This is a genomic window from Streptomyces sp. enrichment culture, assembly GCF_964273255.1.
Lineage (GTDB): Bacteria > Actinomycetota > Actinomycetes > Streptomycetales > Streptomycetaceae > Streptomyces.
In genome coordinates this window covers 377,889-397,012 of the sequence record NZ_OZ186835.1, presented here as the reverse complement: position 1 = coordinate 397,012, position 19,124 = coordinate 377,889, and the positions used below count along the sequence as shown (strand labels likewise).

The following is a 19,124-nucleotide window of genomic DNA, read 5'->3' as shown; positions in this document are numbered from 1 at the left end:
TGCGGGGCGCGGCGGGGGTCACGGGGGCCCGGGCCTGAAGGGGCCGGGAGTCGCAGCAGGGGCCGGGAAGGGCCGAAAGAGCCGGGAACGGCCGAAGAGCCGGAGCACGCGCTCCGGCCCTTCGGGGCGTTCCGCTCGTCCGGGCGGTTCCGGTCGTCCCGGGGCGTCCGGACCTCCGGACCCCCGACGTCCGGGCTTCCGGATCTCCGGACCTCGCGACCCACGAACGACCTCGGGGCCCTTCCCGGTCCTTCCCGTCGTCCGGAAGTCCGGGTCAGGCGGCAGCCGCGGGTGCGGTGGCCTGCTCCTGGAGCCGGGCGACGACCTGGGTCAGCTGCTCGACGACCTCGGCGTCGTCGGCCGGGTGGAGCTCGGCGAAGCGGGTGACGGAGCCGGGGATGGACAGCTTGATGTCCTCGACCACCTTGCCGCCCGCGATGCCCACGGCCTTGCGGGCCTCGTCCTGCGCCCACACGCCGCCGTACTGGCCGAAGGCGGTGCCGATCACGGCGACCGGCTTTCCGCCGAGGGCACCGGCGCCGAACGGACGGGACATCCAGTCGATGGCGTTCTTCAGGACGGCGGGGATGGTGCCGTTGTACTCGGGGGTGAACAGCAGCAGGGCGTCCGCCGAGGCGGCGGCCTCGCGGAGGCGGGCGGCAGCGGCCGGAACGGTCCCCTCCGCGTCGATGTCCTCGTTGTAGAAGGGGATCTCGGCGAGTCCTTCGTAGAGCGCGACCTCGGCGCCGGCCGGAGCCAGCTTCACGGCGGTCTCGGCCAGCTGACGGTTGTGCGAACCGGCGCGCAGACTGCCGACGAGAGCGAGGATGCGAGCGGACATGAGGTACTCCCAGGGGGGTGGTCTTCGGGGCAGGGGATCGCAGCGTTCGTGCCGCGATCCGGACCGGGGTCCGGTTAATGTTCTAGCACCCTAACCGGACCGCGGTCCAGTTTCTTCCCGATGCTTTACCCTGGCTTCATGTCCATCGCCCGACCGCCCGGCCCGGCGCCCCAGGAGCCCATCGAGCCGCAGGAGTTGCTGCACTACGGCTTCGACGATGAGGAGCCCTGCCTGCGTGCGGACGCCGCGCGCAACCGGGCCCGGCTGCTGGAGGCGGCCGCCCGTCTGGTCGCCGAGCGCGGTGCGGACGGGCTGACCATGGAAGCGGTGGCCGTCGCGGCCCAGGTCGGCAAGGGCACTGTCTTCCGCCGGTTCGGGGACCGCACCGGCCTGCTGTCGGCTCTGCTCGACCACTCCGAGAAGAAGCTCCAGACCGCCTTCCTCTCCGGCCCGCCCCCGCTCGGCCCGGGCGCCCCGCCCGCCGAACGGCTCAGGGCGTTCGGCCATGCCGTGCTGCGCCGCGGTGTCGAGGAACTGGAGCTGCAACTGGCGGCCGAGGCGGACGCCGGCCGCCGCTTCGTGCACCCGGCACGCCGCGTGCTGCACCACCACGTGACGCTGCTGCTGCGCGAGGCGGTGCCCGAGGCGGACTGCGAACTCCTGGCCCACACTCTGCTGGCCCAGCTGGACGCCGCCCTGATCCACCACCTGACCCGCCAGTGCGGCATGCCGCCGGCCCGCCTCGAAGCAGCCTGGGAGGACCTGGTCGACCGCGTCACCGGCACGGCAGGCGCCACGGGCACGGCGGAGGCCACGGGCACAGCAGACGCCCCCGGCGCGCCGGGTGCTCCGGATGCCCCGGGCGGCCAGGGTGCGGGGAGGCGCGGGGAGCCGTAGAGGGACCGTGCCCTCCGGGCGCCCCCCGGCGTCGCCGACCTGGGCCGACCGTGCGCACCCGCGACCCGAGGCCCGCGGCCCGCGGACGTACCGTCGGGCCCGCCCCGCCAAGGAGCGTCCGTAGGTTCCCCTCGCCGGCTTCAACTCACCCCGGCGCAGGCCGCGTTCGGGCCTCTGCAAGGATGCCGTACGTCATGGTGAAGATTCCCCCGACGTCCACGCCCGCGCCTCCCGGACCGATGCGCTCCGTACCCACGAGCGCCGATGTGGCCCGCCTCGCGGGCGTCTCGCGTGCCACCGTCTCCTACGTCCTGAACAACACCGGTGCGGTACGGATCAGTGATCCCACCCGGCGTCGCGTGCGCGAGGCCGCGAAGGAACTCGGGTACGTTCCGCACGCCGCCGCCCGCAGTCTGCGGGCCGGCCACAGCCGCATGGTGCTGATGCCGGCGCCCGACTTCCCCGTCGGGCCGCTCTACAGCCGCTTCATCACCGATCTCCAGGTCGCGCTGGGCCGCCTCGACTACACCGTCGTCCAGTACGGGACCGTCGGCGCGCACGACGACGAGGCCGCCCGGGCCTGGGCCGAACTGCGGCCCGTGGCGGTCCTGGTCCCCGGCTCGGGACTGGGCCCGCGGGGTGTGGAGGTCCTCAAACGCTCCGGCGCCCGGGCCGTCGTCACGCTCGGGCCGGAAACCGTGGAGGGCGCACACGCCCTGCTCATGGACCACGACGTCGTCGGCCACAGCGCCGGAGCGCACCTCTTCGACCGCGGCCGACGCCGCGTGGGCGTCGTCCTCCCGCGCGAAGCCGGGCTGGAGACCTTCTCGGGGCCGCGTCTGAGCGGAGTGCGCGAGGCGCTGCGCGGTTCGGACGCCACCGTCACGCCGCTTCCCCTCGCCCTGGACGAGGACGACGCGGCGCGGCTGGCCGCCCGATGGCGGGACCTCGGTCTCGACAGCGTGTTCACCTACAACGACGAGTACGCGATGGTGCTCATGCGGGCCCTGCAGGACGCGGGCGTCCGCGTCCCGGAGGACACGGCCGTGGTGGGCGCCGACAACCTCATGCTGGGCCGGCTGCTGCGGCCCCGGCTGAGCACCGTGCACCTGGAACTGCCGTCCGGCCGGGAACTGGCCGACTGGGTCGACCGCGCGGTGCGGGACCCGTCCGCGGCCCCCGAGGCGCACAAGGTGCTCGGGGCGACGGTCGTGCGGCGGGAGTCCAGCTGACGCGACCGGCGGCGGCACGGCGGGCACGCCGCACCCGCCCCGGGAGGGCGAGCGGCGGCCTGCGCCACGGCGGACTCGGTCCGGGCGCCGCGCGGCAGCCCGCACGGCGGCGGACGCCGTCCGCGGGCCGAGTGGCGGCCCGTGCGGCGGACGGGGCTCATGGAGTCCCGGAGGGGGCCCATGGAGTCCGGGTCCGCGCGGCCCACGGGCCCGGTCCCCGGGCCCGCCACCGGGTGCCGGTACGGGCCGGGCGGGCGGGCCGGTGGGCGGAGCGGGCGTCCGCCCCGGTACGGGCCGGGGGACGCTCAGGGATCAGGCGCCCTGGTTCGGCTCCTGGGCCTGGGCCTGTCCCTCGCCGCCCTGCGCCTGCTGCTCGGCGATCGACTTGCGGACCTCGTCCATGTCGAGCTTGCGGGCCTGCCCGATGACGTCCGTCAGCGCCGCCTCCGGAAGGGCACCCGGCTGGGCGAACACCGCGACCTGGTCGCGGACGATCATCAGCGTCGGAATCGACTGGATGCCGAAGGCGGCGGCCAGCTCCGGCTGCGCCTCCGTGTCCACCTTGCCGAACACCAGGTCGGGGTTCTCCTCGGCCGCCTTCTCGTACACCGGTGCGAACTGACGGCACGGCCCGCACCACGACGCCCAGAAGTCGATCAGGACGAACTCGTTGTCCGTCACCATCTGGTCGAAGTTCTCCTTGGTGAGCTCCACGGTGCTGCTCATGGGTCTGTCCCTCTTCCTGGGTTCGGGGATGCTCGGGGCGGGGTCTCGGCACAACACGGCCGCCCGGTCGGGTATTCCGCGCCCCTACCCATGTGGCCCGTGCGCACACCACCCACCAGACTGACGTCATGACGCAATCGCCAGCACAGTCCAACGCGTACGACGTCGTGGTCCTCGGTGCCGGACCCGTGGGTGAGAACGTCGCCGACCGCACCCGCGCCGCAGGGCTCTCCACGGCGGTCGTGGAGAGCGAACTGGTCGGCGGCGAGTGCTCCTACTGGGCGTGCATGCCCAGCAAGGCCCTCCTGCGGCCGGTCCTCGCCCAGGCCGACGCCCGCAGGCTGCCCGGCCTGAGCCGGGCGGCGCGGGATCCCCTGGACGTGGCGGCGGTCCTCGCCCGCCGGGACGGCTTCACCAGCGACTGGAAGGACGACGGCCAGGTCGACTGGCTGCGGGGCACCGGCGCCGACCTGTACCGGGGGCAGGGGCGGATCACCGGGGAACGCACCGTGACGGTCACCGGCCCCGACGGGGAGCGCCAGGTCCTCACGGCGCGGCACGCCGTCGCCGTGTGCACCGGCAGTCGCGCCGTGCTGCCCGACCTGCCCGGACTCGCCGACGTCTCGCCCTGGACCAGCCGGGAGGCGACCAGCGCCGAGGCCGCCCCCGGACGGCTCGTCGTCGTCGGCGGCGGCGTGGTCGCCACCGAGATGGCGACCGCCTGGCAGGCGCTCGGCTCCCGCGTCACCGTCCTGGTGCGCGGCGAGGGCCTGCTGTCCCGCATGGAGCCGTTCGCCGGGGAACTGGTCGCCGAGGCGCTCACCCGGGTCGGCGCCGACGTCCGCACCGGAACGTCCGTGACCTCCGTCCACCGGCAGGACGGCACCGTCGTCGTCGGCACCGACACCGGCGACCGCATCGAGGCCGACGAGATCCTCTTCGCGACGGGCCGCGCCCCGCGCACCGGCGACATCGGCCTGGAGACGATCGGTCTGGAGCCCGGCTCCTGGCTCGCCGTGGACGACAGCCTCCGGGTGAGCGGCCACGACTGGCTCTACGGGGTCGGCGACGTCAACGGGCGCGCCCTGCTCACCCACCAGGGCAAGTACCAGGCCCGCATCGCGGGCGCCGCCATCGCCGCCCGGGCCTCCGGCGACAGCGTCGACACGGAGGAGTGGGGCGCGCACGCCGCCACCGCCGACCACGCCACCGTCCCCCAGGTCGTCTTCACCGACCCGGAGGCGGCCTCCGTCGGCCTCACCCTCGCCGAGGCCGAACGGGCCGGGCACCGCGTGCGGGCCGTCGACGTCGACCTGGCCACGATCGCCGGGGCCTCCCTGTACGGCGACGGCTACACGGGCCGCGCGCGCATGATCGTCGACCTCGAGGAGGAGATCCTGCGCGGCCTCACCCTCGTCGGCCCCGGCGTCGGCGAACTCGTCCACTCGGCGACCGTCGCCGTCGCCGCCCGGGTCCCGGTCGCCCGGCTCTGGCACGTGGTGCCGTCGTACCCGACGATCAGCGAGGTGTGGCTGCGCCTGCTGGAGGCGTACCGGGACGCCTGAGGGGCCGGACGCCGCTCCGGCGGCTGCGGCGGGGGCCGGTGGCAGCGGGAACGTGAGACGGGCGTCGGCCCGGGCGCCGGCCCGCCCACGCCGGCGGTTCCGGCAGCCGCCCGAGGCGGGGACCCGAGCGGGCCCCGGGCGGGACCCCGAGAACCCGCCCCGCCCGCCGTCACGGCAGGCCGGGCCTGCGGCCGGTCCCCTCCGGTCTCACGGAAGGTGGCCCAGTGGTCCCGGGCCCCGCCCCGTCCCGGGGTGGGCGGGTCACTCCTCCGGTGAGTGATGGCGTCCGACGCCTGACGCCGGCGCTCCGGCCGGGCTAGGTTGACGCCATGAGCAATCTCGATCGGGAGGCGGTTCCCGCCCTGTGCGGCGGCCGTGGCTTCGTGGTGGCGGAGCCCGTGCGCGAACTCCTCAGCCCCCGGCGCGTCCCTCTCGGCGAGTCCACCGAGGTCCGGCGCCTGCTGCCGAACCTGGGCCGCCGCATGGTGGGGGCGTGGTGCTTCGTCGACCACTACGGCCCCGACGACATCGCCGACGAACCCGGCATGCAGGTGCCCCCGCACCCGCACATGGGTCTGCAGACGGTGAGCTGGCTGCACGAGGGCGAGGTGCTGCACCGCGACTCCACGGGCAGCCTCCGGACGATCCGCCCCCGCGAACTCGGCCTGATGACCTCCGGCCGGGCGATCAGCCACTCGGAGGAGAGCCCGCGTCCGCACGCCCGTTTCCTGCACGGAGCCCAGCTGTGGGTCGCCCTCCCGGACGGCCACCGGCACACGGACCCCCGCTTCGAGCACCACACCGGTCTGCCGCTCGTCACCGCCCCCGGGGTCGAGGCCACGCTCATCCTGGGCACGCTCGACGGCGCCACCTCGCCCGGCACCGCCTACACCCCCATCGTCGGCGCCGACCTCGCCCTGGCCGACGGCGTGGACGTCCGCCTGCCCCTGGAGCCGGACTTCGAGTACGCCGTGCTCTCCATGTCCGGCGAGGCCCACGTGGACGGCGTCCCGGTCCTCCCCGGCTCCATGCTCTACCTCGGCTGCGGACGCACCGAACTCCCCCTGCGCGCCGAGTCCGACGCCGGCCTGATGCTCCTCGGCGGCGAGCCGTTCGAGGAGGAGCTGATCATGTTCTGGAACTGGATCGGCCGCACCCAGGAGGAGATCGAACAGGCCCGGCGGGACTGGATGGAGGGGACGCGGTTCGGCGAGGTGAAGGGTTACGACGGGGACCCGCTGCCCGCCCCCGAACTCCCGGCGACGCCGCTGAAGCCCCGGGGAAGGACCCGCTGACCGGCTGACCGGCTGACCGGCTGACCGGCTGACCGGCGGGCCCCGCCGCGCGGCACGGTGCGCGCGGCCCTCCGGCCGGCCGGGGAGCCCCCGCGCCCGCCGGGACCGGCGCCCCCGACCGTACGACGGCGGTGACGGTGCCGGCCCCCGGGCCGGAAGAGAGCGCTCCTGGTGGCGGCCCCCCAACTGCTGTCCTCTGTACGGTCTTGCCGTGCCCGCCGAGCCGGGTGACAGCCCCCCGTACGCCCCGCGTGCACCCCAGCGTCCCCGGGCGCGATCGGCCGCTCGGCGGTGGTCGGGGACAGGCCGGGACTAGGACCAGCGTCCGATGGCACCGGCCGTCCGAGGGTGCCTAGGCTCGCTGCCGTCGATGTCCACGGACGGTCACGGTGTGTGCCGGCCGTTCCGCACGCAGGAGGTACGCCGTGCCGGCCGACGCCGCCGCCCACATCCGCATCGCCCGGCCCTCGCGCGACCTGCGGGCCGCCGAGGAGTTCTGGGTCTTTGGACTCGGCCTCGACGTCCTGTTCCGCCGCGCGGCGGACGGCACGCCCGGCGACAGTTCGCTCCTCATGGTCGGCTGGCCCGACGCCGCCTGGCACCTGGAACTCGTGCACGATCCGGCGGCGCCGATGGAGCCGCGGCCGACCCCCGAGGACCTCCTCGTCGTCTACCTCGGCGAACCGGTGCCCGACGCGCTGGTGGCGCGGCTGGAGCGGCACGGCGGCACGCGGGTGCCGGCCCACAACCCGTACTGGGACACCTGGGGCGTGACGGTGCAGGACCCCGACGGCCACCCGCTGGTGCTGTCCACCCGCTCCTGGTCCAACTCACGGGCACTGAGCGGACACTGAGAGGACATTGAGCGGACACTGACCAGGGGCTGAGCGGACACTGACCAGGCGTTGAGCCGGTCCTGACCGGGCCCTGAGCGCCGCGTCCCCGGCGGAGCGCGGTGGAGCGCGGTGAAGCCGGGTGGCCCGCGGTGCAGCCGGCCGGCGGCGCAGAGGCCGGCCGGGTCCGGGGCCGTCGCGTCCCGGTCACCGCTGCCGGGGGCGACGGACGGCCGCGGCCGACGCCCCCGGCGCCTCAGCGGCGCAGCAGCAGCGAGGTGACCCGCAGGCGGCCGCTGTGGATCCACACGTCGGAATACTCCACCGGCCGGTCGTCGGAGAGGTAGGTGACCTGCTGGAGGTACTGCACCGGGGCGCCCTCGGCCAGGTCCAGCGCGGTGGCGACGTCGCTGGTGGCCGCCTCGGCGCTGAAGGTCCGGCGGGCGGTGGCGATCTTCAGGCCGTACGTGCCCTCCAGGGTGCCGAAGAGACTGGAGGAGGTGAAGTCCACCTCCTCGATCCCGGGCGCCAGGTCGGTGCGGACGAAGTTGAACAGCAGCGCGACCGGCCCCTGTTCGGTCCGCCGGACCCGCACCAGGCGCAGGACCTGGGTGCCGGGGGTGACGTCCAGGAGGGCGGCCACCGGCCGCGGCGGCACGATCAGCGAGCACTCGCGCACCGACGTCGTGGTGACGATGCCCTGGCTGGCGAAGTCCTCGGACAGGGTGCTCAACTTCTGGGCGATCGCGGGTTCGATCGTCGTGGAGGTGACGAAGGTGCCCCGCCCGCGCACCTGCCGCAGCAGGCCCTCCTCGATCAGCGTGGTCAGGGCCCGCCGCAGGGTGCCGCGGCTGACGCCGAACTCCTGGGCCAGTTCCGGCTCGCTCTTGAGGCGGTAGTGCGCGGGCCACTCGCCGCTGGCGATGCGCAGCCGGATGTGTTCCGAGATCTGCACGTGGATCGCCGTGGGGACGTCCCGTTTGATGCCCGGGGGTGTCCGTTCGTCGGCCGTCACCGTGGTCGCAACTCCTTCTCCGTTCTCACCGGAAGGACGCCTGTCCCTCCGGACGTCAGGGCCGTCCCCGGCCGCGGTGCGCGGCCGGGGACGGCGGTGGTGGTCCGCTCAGTAGCTGACGGTGGACTCGTCCCCGCTGTCCGTGATGATGGCCAGTCCGGCACTCGTCCCCAGCAGGGAGGCGCCCGCCCGCAGCAGTTCGAGGCCCTGACCGTAGCTCTTGATCGAACCGGAGGCCTTGACCCGGACTCCGTCCCGCGCCCGGTCAACAAGGTAACGAACACTGGTCGGATTCGCAGTTTCGATCTGCCCGCTGCTGGCGTTCTTCAGGAACGCGGCACCGGCCTCCATGGCCAGCTCGACCGCCGCCTCCTTCTCGGCGTCGGTCAGCAGCGGCAGTTCCAGCATGACCTTCACGGGCAGGCCCGACGCCCGCACGACCCCCGCGATGTCCTCACGGAAGTCGTCGTAGCGGCCGCTCTTGAGCCAGCCGATCTGGACGCCGATGTCCAGCTGGTCCGCCCCGAGCCGGGCGATCTCCTCGGCCTCGGCCGCCTTGCCGGCACTGGTCATCACACCGACGGTCGGGAAGTCGAGCGCGGTGGCGACCTCGACCCCGGTGCCCTTGAGCTCGGAGACCACGAGGGGCAGCCAGGAGGCGGGCACCATCGCCGCGTTGAAGCCGTGGGTGACGGCCTCGCGGGCGTGGGCGGCCATCTCCTCGCGGGTGGCGTCCGGGTCGATCTTGGTGTGCTGGATGTAGGACGCCAGCTCGGCCGGGGTGAGGTCGAGGTCGGTGACGTCGGCTGTGGTGGTGCTGGACATGGGGTTCTCCCTGGGAAGTGAGGTGCGGCCGGGGCCCGGCGGGCGGACCGCCGGCCGGGTCTTTGCGGAGGTGGCCGCAGGGTGACCGGAGCGGGCCGCGCGGCCCGGGCTCCTGAGGAACGTGTGCGGGCGGGTCAGACCTTGGACGCGTACTCCTCCGGCACGACGACGTCCTCGCCGCCGAACCACCGGGGGGCGTCCACACCGCAGTACAGGCCGATGTTGCCCCAGGGCTCGAAGGCCCCGGTGCGCACGACGGCCTTCGCCTGGCGGGCGAGGTCGCCGAGCATCTCGGCGTGCGGGCGGGTGGTGAACTCGGCGCCCGTGAAGCGTCCCTGGAGCCACGCGTCGAGACGGGGGTGGTGCGTGGGGACGTTCTCCGCGCGGACCACGCCCTCGACGACCAGCTCGTCGGCGATCAGGTCGAGGACCGTCCGCAGGTCGGGCAGGTTCTCGGCGATGGCCAGGTCGATGCGGTGGGCGTCGCGCGGCACGGGGAAGCCCGCGTCGACGACGAGCAGCAGGTCGGTGTGGCCGAGGGTGGCCAGGACGCCGCTCAGTTCGGCATGGAGGATGCCGGAGCGCTTCATGGTCGTTCTGCCTTTCTTCCGCGGCCTCGTGGGGAGGCCGGCTCGGATGGGGCGGGCCCGGATGCCGGTCGGGCCCGGAGGGGCGGGGCGCCTACGCGGCGGCCGGGGCCGCCCCGGTGGCGAGGGTCATCACGGACTCCTCGGTGGCCTCGGCGGTGTCGACGACGGCCACCAGGCGGCCCTCGCTCATCACCGCGATGCGGTCGGTCAGGGTGAGGAGTTCGGGCAGGTCGGACGACGAGCAGAGGATCGCCAGGCCCTTGTCCGCGAGCGCGGACAACTGGGCGTAGATCTCCGCCTTGGCGCCGATGTCCACACCCCGGGTGGGCTCGTCCAGGATCAGCACCCCGGGGTCGATGGCCAGCCAGCGGCCCAGTACGGCCTTCTGCTGGTTGCCGCCGGACAGCGAGGTGATGGGCTGGCCGAGGGTGGCCGTCTTCACCCGCAGCCGCTGCGCCTGCTCGGCGGCCGCCTCGTCGAAGGCGCGGCGCCGGACGAGGCCGAGGCGGCTGAACGTCTTCGCGGTGAGCGCGCCGATGTTGTCGCCGACGCTCATCGTGGTGAGCAGGCCCTGGGCACGGCGCTCGCCGGGCACGAACGCCAGCCGGCGCTCGACGCTCGCGATCGGGTTGCGCCGCTCGTAGGGCCGGCCCAGCAGCTCCACGGTGCCCCCGGTGCCGGGCTCCCCGCCGAAGAGGTTGTGCAGCAGTTCCACCCGGCCGGAGTCCGGCAGCCCGGCCACTCCGAGGATCTCGCCCGGACGCAGCTCGAAGGAGACGCCGTGGTGACGCCGTCCGCCGAGGTCCCGCACCTTCAGGGCGGGTGCCGCGGACGCGGACGGGCGGGACGCCTGGTCCGCGCGGCGGGTGAAGCCGCCCAGCTCACGGCCGACCATCGCGGCGACCGCCTGGTCCGGGTCGGTCTCCTCGGCGCGCCAGGACGCCACGTGGGCGCCGTCCCGCAGCACCTGGATGTGGTCGGCGAGCTGGAACACCTCGGGCATGCGGTGGGAGACGTAGAGCATGGTCGTCCCGGCCGCCTTCAGTCTGGCCATCAGGGCGAACAGCCGGTCGGCCTCCGCGGGCGTGAGCATCGCCGTCGGCTCGTCCAGGATCAGCACCCGGCAGCCCCGGGCGATGGACCGGGCCACCACGATGAGCTGCTGCGTCGCCAGGTCCAGGGTCCGCACGGAGGCGTTCGGGTCGAGGTCGAGGTCGAGTTCGGTCAGCAGCTCGGCGGTCCGCTCCAGCATCCTGCGCCGGGAGGGGAACCAGCGGTTGCCGGGTTCCACACCGCTGAGCACGTTCTCGGCGACGGTCCGGTCGAGCAGCAGCGACAGTTCCTGCGGGACGATGGCCACGCCGTGCCGGCCGAGCATGGTGCTCGGCTCGTAGGAGGAGACCTCCTCGCCGAAGACGGTGACGCTGCCCTCGCTGGGCGGCTGGAGCCCGGCGAGGATCTTCAACAGGGTCGACTTTCCGGCGCCGTTCTCCCCCAGCAGCGCGGTGATCCCGCCCGCGGGCACGTCGAAGGAGACGTCCCGCAGGGCGCGGACCGGGCCGAAGTTGCGGCTCAGGCCCCGGATGCGGACGGCCGGGCCGGCGGCGGCCGGCTCCGTCGTGCGGTCCGGGCCGCCCGGGGCGGCGTCGCGGGGTGCGGCGGTCATCAGTCCTCCACGGTCGCGTCGGCGAGGTTGTCGCGGGTGATGAACTGCGCCCCGGTGTCCACGCCCTTGATCTCGGTGCCCTCGGTGAGGAAGTCGTTGAGCACCTTGACGGCCTGGTAGCCCTGCTCGGCCGGGTTCTGGCTGATGGTGAAGTCCAGGACGCCCCGCTCGATGTACTCGGAGGTCTGGGTCAGCAGGTCGAACCCGCCCATCGTGATGTCGTCGACCTTGCCGGACTGGGCGACCCACTTGGCGGCGGCCGTGGTGGAGCAGCAGTCCAGACCGGCGACGGCCACCACGCCGGACTGCCCGGACATGCTGGACTCGACGGTGTTGTAGGCGCTGTTCGGCTCATTGCCGACGTTGACCGGACCGACGATCTTCAGGCCGCTGCCGTCCAGCCCCTCCTTGAACCCGTTGAACCGGTCGTGCGACCAGCCGGCGCCGGTGTCCACGGAGAAGACCACGACAGACTTGCCGTTGACGTCACCGTCGAGCTTCTTGCGCAGTTCCTCGGCCTGCGCCTTGCCGGAACCCTTGAGGTCCTGGCCGACGAAGCCCATCTGCTCGGAGTCCGGGTTGTCGGTGTTGAAGGAGATGATCGGTATGCCCGCCTTGTAGGCCTGGCTGATCACCGGCTTGAGGGCGTCGCTGGAGGCGGAGGAGACGGCGAGCCCGTCCACCGCCTTCTGCTGGATGAGCGTCTGGATCTCGGAGACCTGCTTGGCCGCGTCGCCGCCGGTCGGTCCGATGAGGGAGACGTCGGCGCCGAACTCCTTGCCCGCCTTCTCCATGCCCGCCGTGATCGGGGTGGCGAAGGCCAGCGACGGGTCGTGGTAGCTCAGCTTGATGCGCATCGGCTTGTCGGCGTCGAGCCGCTCCTGGATGTAGGGGGCGAGCTCGAAGGAGCCGTCGGCGGCACCGCCGGCGTCGGCCGCGGTGACGGCGCCGCACGCGGTGAGGGACAGGGCCGCGGCGGCGGCCGTCGCGGCGGTGAGGCATCTGCGGAGGGTACGCGGGGACATCGTGGCTCCTTGGTGTGCGAGAGGGGCGTCCGTGGGCGGCGGTTGGGCGCGACGGCACCGGGACGCGGCCCGGACGGCCGGTGAGGGGGTACGAGTGGGCTGCGGTCAGGCGCGGGACTTGCGCTTGCGCTGCCAGGTGTCGGCTGCGACGGCGGCGACGATGACGAGACCGGTGACGACGGTCTGCCAGAAGGACGAGATGCCCTTGATGTTGAGGATGTTCTGCAGCAGGCCGATGAAGGCGACACCGATGACGGTGCCCCACATCGTGCCCGACCCGCCGAAGAGGGCGGCGCCGCCGATGATGACGGCCGAGATGACGGTGAGTTCCAGGCCCTGCCCGGTCACGCCCTGCACGTAGGAGAGGAAGGACAGACCGAGGACGCCGGCCAGGCCCGCCGTGAAGCCGGACAGGACGAAGGCGGTGAGCTTGACCCGCTTGACGTTGACGCCGACGAGCCGGGCGGCCTCGGGATTGCCGCCGACCGCGTAGGTGTTGAAGCCGAAGCGGGACCGGGCCAGCAGGATCACGCCGACCGCGGCGACCACGGCGAAGAAGACGAACTGCATCGGGATCAGGCCGAACAGCCGTCCCTGGCCGAGGAGGTTGAACTCCGCGACGCCGGGCTGGGAGGCGCTGAGGGAGATCGGGGCGCCGTCGGAGATGAGCAGCGCGATGCCGCGGAAGACACTGAGCGTGCCCAGGGTGACGATGAAAGACGGCACGCCCAGCATCACCACGGCCAGGCCGTTGAGGAGTCCGGCGACGACCCCGACGGCCAGGCCCACGCCCATGGCCAGGGGCCAGCTCCAGCCGTCCGAGATGAGCATGCCGGTGGAGATCGCGGACAGCGCGTAGATGGAGCCGACCGACAGGTCGATCTCGCCGTTGAGGATGACGAAGGTCACCCCGATGGCCATGATGCCGATCTGTGCGATCTGCTGGCCCACCGAGAGCAGGTTGTCCGACTGGGCGAACGTCGGTGAGAGCACGGTGCCGAGGACGAACAGGGCGACGAGCGCGGCGAAGACACCCGACTCCCGGGCGTGCAGCAGCCTGCGCAGGGCCGCGGGGAAGCGGCCGGTGCCCTCGTCCGCGGCGGGGGAGGAGGACGGCGGGGTGGGGACCGGAGGCTTGGACAGGGTCGAGGTCACGAGGCGTTTCCAATCAGGGCGTTCAGCTGGGCTCTGGTGGGGAGGGCGGGGACGACTCCCGCGATCGACACGGTGTGGGAACCCGCGACCGCGGCGAACTCGGCGGCGCGTTCGACGGGTTGGCCTTCGGCCAGGGCCACCGCGAAGGCGGCGGTGAAGGAGTCGCCGGCGCCCGTGGTGTCGACGACGGCCGGCGCCGGGTGCGGCGGCACCGTGCCGGTACCGGAGTCCTGGGCGACGAGTGCGCCCGCGCCGCCCCGTGTGATGACGACGACGCCTCCGGTGCGCGCGCGGAGGGCCTCGGCCAGCTCCTCGTCGCCGAGGCCGTGCCCCTCGCCGAGGCCGAGGAGGACGGGCGCCTCCGTCTGATTGGGCGTCAGGACGTCGATCAGCGGCCAGCACGCGTCGGGGAGCGGCCGGGCGGGGGCCGGGTTGAGCAGGGTGCGGGTGCCGGTCTCGCGGCCCGCGCGCAGCGCGGCGACCACGGCCTCCTCGGGGATCTCCATCGAGACGACGAGCACGTCGGCGGAGGCGATCTCCGCGCGGAACGCGTCGACGGCGGCGGCGTCCAGTTCGTCCAGGGCGCCCGGTGCGATCGCGATGCGGTTCTCCCCGGACGGCTCGACCAGGATGAAGCCGACCATGGTGGGCGCCTGGGCGGTCACCACGTGCTCGGCACCGACCCCCTCGCGCTGCCACAACTCCCGTGCGGAGCGGCCGAACTCGTCGTCGCCGACGGCGGTGAGCAGCGAGACCTCGGCGCCCAGCCGGGCGGCGCCGATGGCCTGATTGCTGCCCTTCCCTCCGGCGCCCGCGTCGAACAGGCCGCCCGAGACGGTCTCCCCTGCGGAAGGTGCCTTCGGCACCCGCATGGTGAGCCCGGCTCCATAGCTTCCGACAACCGCGATCTTCATCGGCACACCACTTTGTGTATGGACAACTATGTACAAGCGAGAGCGTAGGTATAGGGATGTCCATAGTCAACGGTTCTCGGACAGAAGATTTCCGGACAGTGTCCGGGGTGTGTCGCCCGACGGCGGGCGGGGGCGGGGGCGGAGGCGGAGCAGGCGGCCAGGCCCTCAGGCCCCGTCCCCCCGTCCCATGTCACCCCCGTCCCCCCGTCGCTCGCGCGCTCCGTGTGCCTTCCTCAACCGGCCGCCGGCAGGCGCACGCCCACCATCGCCACGTCGTCGTCGCCGTCGTCGTCCGGCAGCCGGTCCAGCAGCGTGTCGCAGCAGACCTCCAGCGGCGCCCCGGTCAGGTCCGCGGCCTGACGGCGCAACCGCTCCAGCCCCGTGGTGAGGTCCTCCGTGCGACGCTCCACCAGGCCGTCGGTGTACAGCAGCAGGGTCGCGCCGGGCGGCAGCGGCTCAACGGCGCTCTCGGGCCGGGGGGCGGGGTCGACCCCGAGCATCGGGGACCGGCCGCCGTCGAGGAAACGGGCCGTGCCGTCCGCCCCGGTCAGCAGCGGCGGCGGATGCCCCGCGACGGAGTAGCGGAGCCGGAAGCGGCCCGGTTCCGGGCGTTCCACCCGGGCCAGGACGCAGGTGCCGGTGAACTCCGGGTGGAGGGTCTGCACGGCGACGTCCAGACGGCCCAGGATCTCCCCGGGGGGTTCCTGCCGGTCGAGGGCCAGACCCCGGAGCATGTTCCGCATCTGGCTCATGGTGACGGCGGCGGGCAGATCGTGTCCGGCCACGTCACCGATGGTCAGGACGGTGGCCCCGTCCCGCAGCACGAAGCAGTCGTACCAGTCGCCGCCGACCTCGGCCGCCGCACTGCTGGGCCGGTACCGGACGGCGATGCCGAGGTCCGGCACCTCCGGCGGCTCGGTGAGCAGACTCTGCTGGAGGGCGAGCGCCACCTGCCGCGTGCGCTGGTACTCGAACGCCTTGCTGAGCGGCGCGTCGGCGCGTTCCAGCAGCGTCCGCAGCAGACCGATGTCGGACGGCCCCAGGGGCGGCCGGTCGCCGCACGCGGAGGCGGTCACCAGAGCGGCGGTGGTGCCGTCGACCACCACGGGGAGCAGGACGGCACTGTTGGCCCCGGGCGCCGTCCACGGCTCGGTGCCGGGCGGGACCAGGTCCGGCGGCGGGGAGCCGGGCGGGAACACGGCGTGGACGGTGCGCCGGGCGTCGGCGGCGCGGGTGAGCGGACTGTCGGGGGCGAGGTGGTCGGAGTGGGGCGGGGGCAGGGAGGGCAGGCCCTCGCGCGTGGTGGCGGCGACCCGTTCGGCGGTGAGCGGGGCGCCCGGCGGCCGGGGCAGGGCCTGGGGGAGGAGGTAGACGGCGCACGCGTCGGCCAGGTCGGGCACGATCACCTCGGCGAGAGCGGTGAGCATGTCGTCGAGGCGCACCGTGTCGGCGGTGGCGGCGGCGGCCCGGGCCAGCAGGTCCTCGCGGCGGGCCTCCTGCCATTCCTGCTCCACGTCCGTGCAGGTGCCCATCCATTCGATCACCGTGTCCCCGTCGCGGACCGGTGCGGCCTCGACCGCGAAGTGCCGGTATCCGGAGGTGGCCGTGCGCAGCCGGTAGGTGTGGGTGAAGCGCGGCCACACCTCGGCCAGGGCCCGCCCCCACTCCTGGAGAAGGGCGTCCCGGTCGTCGGGATGGACCGCGGCGGTCCAGCCGTCGCCCCGGAACTCCTCCCAGCTCTGCCCGGTCACCCGCTGCCAGCCGGGGCTGGGCTCGGTGACCCCGCCGTCGGGCGCGGTCACCCACACGATCTGCGTGCCCGCGTTCACCAGACTCCGGTAGCGCAGCAGCGCGCGGCGCCGCTCCTCGGACAGCACGCGGATCCGCTCGGCCGCGGTGACCTGCTCGGTGACCTCCGCGATGACGCCCAGGACGCCCCGGCCGCCGTCGCTGAACGTGGTGCGGGAGATGCTGAAGGTGAAGAAGCGGACCTTCTCCCGCGACGGCTCGGGAAAGGCCACGTCGATGGGCACCGCCGTGAGGACCTCGGGCGTGCCGGTGGCGTAGACCCGGTCGTAGATGGCGAAGTAGCCGGACTGGGCGAGGTCCGGGAACGCCTCCCGCAGGGGATGGCCCAGGGGGCGGTCGCCGAAGGTCTTCCGGTAACGCTCGTTGAAGTACCCGAGCCGGTGTTCCGGCCCCCGCGTGATCATCACGCCGATGGGGGCGGGGTCGAAGACCTCGAGCCGCATGACGCCTCCAGTCGCCCGGTCCGGATCCCCAGCGGGCGGGCGGAGCAGGCCCCGGGGCGGGCAGCACAGGCCCAGTACCCCGCACCCGGGGGCCGATGCGGACCGGTCACGTGCCCGGCCGGTCGGTGAGCCGGTCCGCGGGGCGGCCGCCGTACCGACACCTGCCGGACGCGGTCAGCGTCCACCGGGAGCCGCACGCCGCCCCCCAGGGCGCCCGGTCGGGGCCCCGGACGCCGCGGGCCCTCGGCCTCCACGGTGCGCGGGCGGCCGACGGCCGGCAGCGGCGCGACGGCCACGGCCGGCCGGGTCCGCCGTCCGCGTCCGTGCAAGGCGGCGCACGGCAGACGGGAATGTGACGACAGGACCTAACCCGGCTCCTGCCGCCCGTCGTCGGCGGGGTGCGTGGGGTCCTGCACGCGCGGATGTTCCTGGGTGGAGCCCGGCGCGGCGCGGTGCGGGGCGGCCGGGCTGTACGGCGACTGCGGGGGAGGGGGCGGGCGGCGGTCGCCGGGGGCGCCCATGCCGGCCTCGGGGACGCGGACGGCGAGCAGGGCGGTGTCGTCGCCGCTCGGCGCGATGCGGTCCAGCAGCGCGTCGCAGAAGTCGTCCACCGTGTGGCGGGCCAGCATCGAGGCGTGGTGGCGCAGGGTGGCCATGCCGAGGTCGATCGGGCGTCCCCTGCTCTCCACGAGGCCGTCGGTGTACAGCAGCAGCGTGGACCCCGGCGGGAGGTCCTGGCGTGCGTCGGGCCACGTCAGTCCCAGGTGGAGGGCGGCGTTCATGCCGATCAGGGGACCGTGCCCGCCGGTGAGGTACCGCGTGCCCCCGTCGGGGGCGATCAGCAGCGGGGGAGGGTGTCCGGCGTTGGACCAGTGCAGCTGCCAGGGTCCCCCCTCCGGGCCCTCGATCCGGGCGAACACCAGGGTGGCCATGGGCGCGTCGCTGGTGTTGGTCACCGCGTCGTCCACCCCGTGGACGACCCCACTGGGCGGTTCCTGCCGGTCCCAGGCCACGGCGCGCAGCATGTTGCGCACCTCCGCCATGTGGGAGGCCGCCTCCAGGTCGTGGCCGACCACGTCCCCGATGACCAGCGCCATGACGCCGTTCTTCAGCAGGAAGGCGTCGTACCAGTCGCCCCCCACCTCCAGCGCGCTCTGCGCGGGCACGTACCGGGCCGCCATCCGCAGGTGGTCGACCTGGGGGAGCGGGGTGAGCAGCTGGCGCTGCATGGTCTCGGAGACGTCGCGCTGCTCGTTATAGAGCCGCACGTTGTCCAGCACCAGGGCCAGGCGCCGGCCGAGGTCGGTGAGCAGCCGGACCTCCTCGTCGGTGTGGGCGGGCGCCTGCGCGGTGCGGGCCACGGTCAGCAGGCCGTAGGACCGCCGCCGGGCCCGCAGCGGCACGGACACGGCGGTGCGGCCACCGAGCTCGTCGAACAGGGGCCGGTAGGCGACGGCGAGCGGTCCGTCGGCGGCGGCGCGCAGGTCCCGCGCGTCGATCCTCACGGGCTCGTCCTCACGGCCGCGGAGTCCGCCCGCCGGGACCGCCCCCGGCGGCAGTGGACCCTCCAGCCGGCTCGCCCGGCGGGGGTGCGTACCGCTGCGCACGGCGACGCGTTCGAGGGCGCCGTCCTCCTCGGGGTACAGGTCGACGGCGGCCCACTCGCCCAGCATCGGGACCAGCAGCCGCAGCAGGCGGCGGATCCGGCCCGGGGAGTCGTCGCCGGACATCAGCACCTCCGACGCGTCCTCCATCAGGTGCAGCCGGTCCGTCAGCGCCTCCAGTGCGGCGGTGTGCGCCGCCGTCCGCTCCTCGGCCTCGCGCTGTGCGCTGTAGTCGCTGAAGGCCACCACCAGGCCCACGGTTCGGTCCGCCTCCCGCAGCGCGGTGGCCGCCCAGTGGATCGGCATGACCGAGCCGTCGGACCGCAGGAAGTGGTCCTCGCTGCCGGCCGCGGCGGCCCCCGCACGGTCCAGCGGGGTGAGCAGCGGGCACTGCGACCGCGGCAGCGCACTGCCGTCGGCGCGGCGGTGCAGCAGGTCGTGCAGGTCCCGGCCGGTCATCCGGTGCGCGGGGCGGCCCAGCAGCCGCTCGGCCCACGGGTTGGCGTAGGTGATGCGGCCGGAGGTGTCGGTGGTGAGGACACCGACCCCCGCGTCCCGCAGCACCACGTGCGGGAAGTCGGACTCGGACACCACCCGCGGGGTGTTCATCTGTCGTCCCCTCGTCGTCCCGGAACCGCCAGGCGGGCCCTCACGGCGCCCGCCGCTCCCTGCAGGCCGTGCGACGGGCG

16 protein-coding genes are annotated in these 19,124 nt (G+C 74.0%); 5 read left to right on the top strand and 11 right to left on the bottom strand.

Going from position 1 to position 19,124, the window contains the following annotated elements; genetic code table 11:
- Positions 1-274: 274 nt before the first annotated feature.
- Positions 275-841 (bottom strand): NAD(P)H-dependent oxidoreductase, encoded by a 567-nt coding sequence (locus tag ACSU53_RS01785; RefSeq protein WP_437024444.1) that lies wholly within the window; start codon positions 839-841, stop codon positions 275-277.
- 138 nt (positions 842-979) lie between these two features.
- On the opposite strand from ACSU53_RS01785, the gene ACSU53_RS01780 reads away from it, so the two are divergent.
- Together ACSU53_RS01780 and ACSU53_RS01775 are read left to right on the top strand one after the other, a co-directional pair.
- Positions 980-1,738, top strand: a complete 759-nt coding sequence (locus ACSU53_RS01780; RefSeq protein ID WP_437024443.1) for a TetR/AcrR family transcriptional regulator — start codon at positions 980-982, stop codon at positions 1,736-1,738.
- Positions 1,739-1,932: 194 nt separating this feature from the next.
- Positions 1,933-2,970 (top strand): LacI family DNA-binding transcriptional regulator, encoded by a 1,038-nt coding sequence (locus ACSU53_RS01775; protein WP_437024442.1) that lies wholly within the window; start codon positions 1,933-1,935, stop codon positions 2,968-2,970.
- 312 nt (positions 2,971-3,282) lie between these two features.
- Here ACSU53_RS01775 and trxA read toward each other — a convergent pair whose 3' ends face one another.
- On the bottom strand, positions 3,283-3,696 hold the full coding sequence (trxA, locus tag ACSU53_RS01770) for a thioredoxin (RefSeq protein WP_437024441.1): 414 nt from the start codon (positions 3,694-3,696) through the stop codon (positions 3,283-3,285).
- Between the two features lie 128 nt (positions 3,697-3,824).
- Between trxA and ACSU53_RS01765 the strand changes: the two genes are divergently transcribed.
- The 3 genes from ACSU53_RS01765 (at position 3,825) to ACSU53_RS01755 (ending at position 7,410) form a co-directional block, all read left to right on the top strand.
- Positions 3,825-5,261 (top strand): dihydrolipoyl dehydrogenase family protein, encoded by a 1,437-nt coding sequence (locus ACSU53_RS01765; protein ID WP_437024440.1) that lies wholly within the window; start codon positions 3,825-3,827, stop codon positions 5,259-5,261.
- A 329-nt stretch (positions 5,262-5,590) separates the two neighbouring features.
- Positions 5,591-6,556 carry a pirin family protein gene (locus ACSU53_RS01760; RefSeq protein WP_437024439.1) on the top strand — a complete coding sequence of 322 codons (966 nt, stop codon included), beginning with the start codon at positions 5,591-5,593 and terminating at the stop codon, positions 6,554-6,556.
- Positions 6,557-6,981: 425 nt separating this feature from the next.
- Complete coding sequence (locus tag ACSU53_RS01755) at positions 6,982-7,410, top strand: VOC family protein (protein WP_437024438.1); 429 nt, start codon at positions 6,982-6,984, stop codon at positions 7,408-7,410.
- A gap of 235 nt (positions 7,411-7,645) precedes the next feature.
- Here ACSU53_RS01755 and ACSU53_RS01750 read toward each other — a convergent pair whose 3' ends face one another.
- The 9 genes from ACSU53_RS01750 to ACSU53_RS01710 all read right to left on the bottom strand — a co-directional run bounded on the left by ACSU53_RS01750 (position 7,646) and on the right by ACSU53_RS01710 (position 19,044).
- The gene (locus ACSU53_RS01750; RefSeq protein ID WP_437024437.1) at positions 7,646-8,404 is read right to left on the bottom strand and encodes a GntR family transcriptional regulator; all 759 of its coding nucleotides are present in this window, start codon (positions 8,402-8,404) and stop codon (positions 7,646-7,648) included.
- 108 nt (positions 8,405-8,512) lie between these two features.
- Positions 8,513-9,229: a deoxyribose-phosphate aldolase gene (gene deoC / locus ACSU53_RS01745; RefSeq protein WP_437024436.1), complete on the bottom strand. Its 717-nt coding sequence runs from the start codon at positions 9,227-9,229 to the stop codon at positions 8,513-8,515.
- A gap of 134 nt (positions 9,230-9,363) precedes the next feature.
- Positions 9,364-9,819, bottom strand: a complete 456-nt coding sequence (gene rbsD, locus ACSU53_RS01740) for a D-ribose pyranase (protein ID WP_437024435.1) — start codon at positions 9,817-9,819, stop codon at positions 9,364-9,366.
- A 91-nt stretch (positions 9,820-9,910) separates the two neighbouring features.
- Positions 9,911-11,485, bottom strand: coding sequence for a sugar ABC transporter ATP-binding protein (locus ACSU53_RS01735; RefSeq protein ID WP_437024434.1), 1,575 nt, complete (start codon positions 11,483-11,485; stop codon positions 9,911-9,913).
- On the bottom strand, positions 11,485-12,510 hold the full coding sequence (locus ACSU53_RS01730) for a sugar ABC transporter substrate-binding protein (protein WP_437024432.1): 1,026 nt from the start codon (positions 12,508-12,510) through the stop codon (positions 11,485-11,487). The genes ACSU53_RS01735 and ACSU53_RS01730 overlap by 1 nt, the downstream gene beginning before the upstream one ends.
- Positions 12,511-12,615: 105 nt before the next feature.
- Complete coding sequence (locus tag ACSU53_RS01725) at positions 12,616-13,665, bottom strand: ABC transporter permease (protein WP_437024431.1); 1,050 nt, start codon at positions 13,663-13,665, stop codon at positions 12,616-12,618.
- Complete coding sequence (locus tag ACSU53_RS01720) at positions 13,662-14,579, bottom strand: ribokinase (RefSeq protein WP_437024430.1); 918 nt, start codon at positions 14,577-14,579, stop codon at positions 13,662-13,664. The genes ACSU53_RS01725 and ACSU53_RS01720 overlap by 4 nt, the downstream gene beginning before the upstream one ends.
- A 233-nt stretch (positions 14,580-14,812) precedes the next feature.
- Positions 14,813-16,831: a SpoIIE family protein phosphatase gene (locus ACSU53_RS01715; RefSeq protein WP_437024429.1), complete on the bottom strand. Its 2,019-nt coding sequence runs from the start codon at positions 16,829-16,831 to the stop codon at positions 14,813-14,815.
- 365 nt (positions 16,832-17,196) lie between these two features.
- A complete protein-coding gene (locus ACSU53_RS01710; RefSeq protein ID WP_437024428.1) occupies positions 17,197-19,044 on the bottom strand; it encodes a SpoIIE family protein phosphatase in 1,848 nt (615 codons plus the stop codon).
- Between the last annotated feature and the right edge of the window lie 80 nt (positions 19,045-19,124).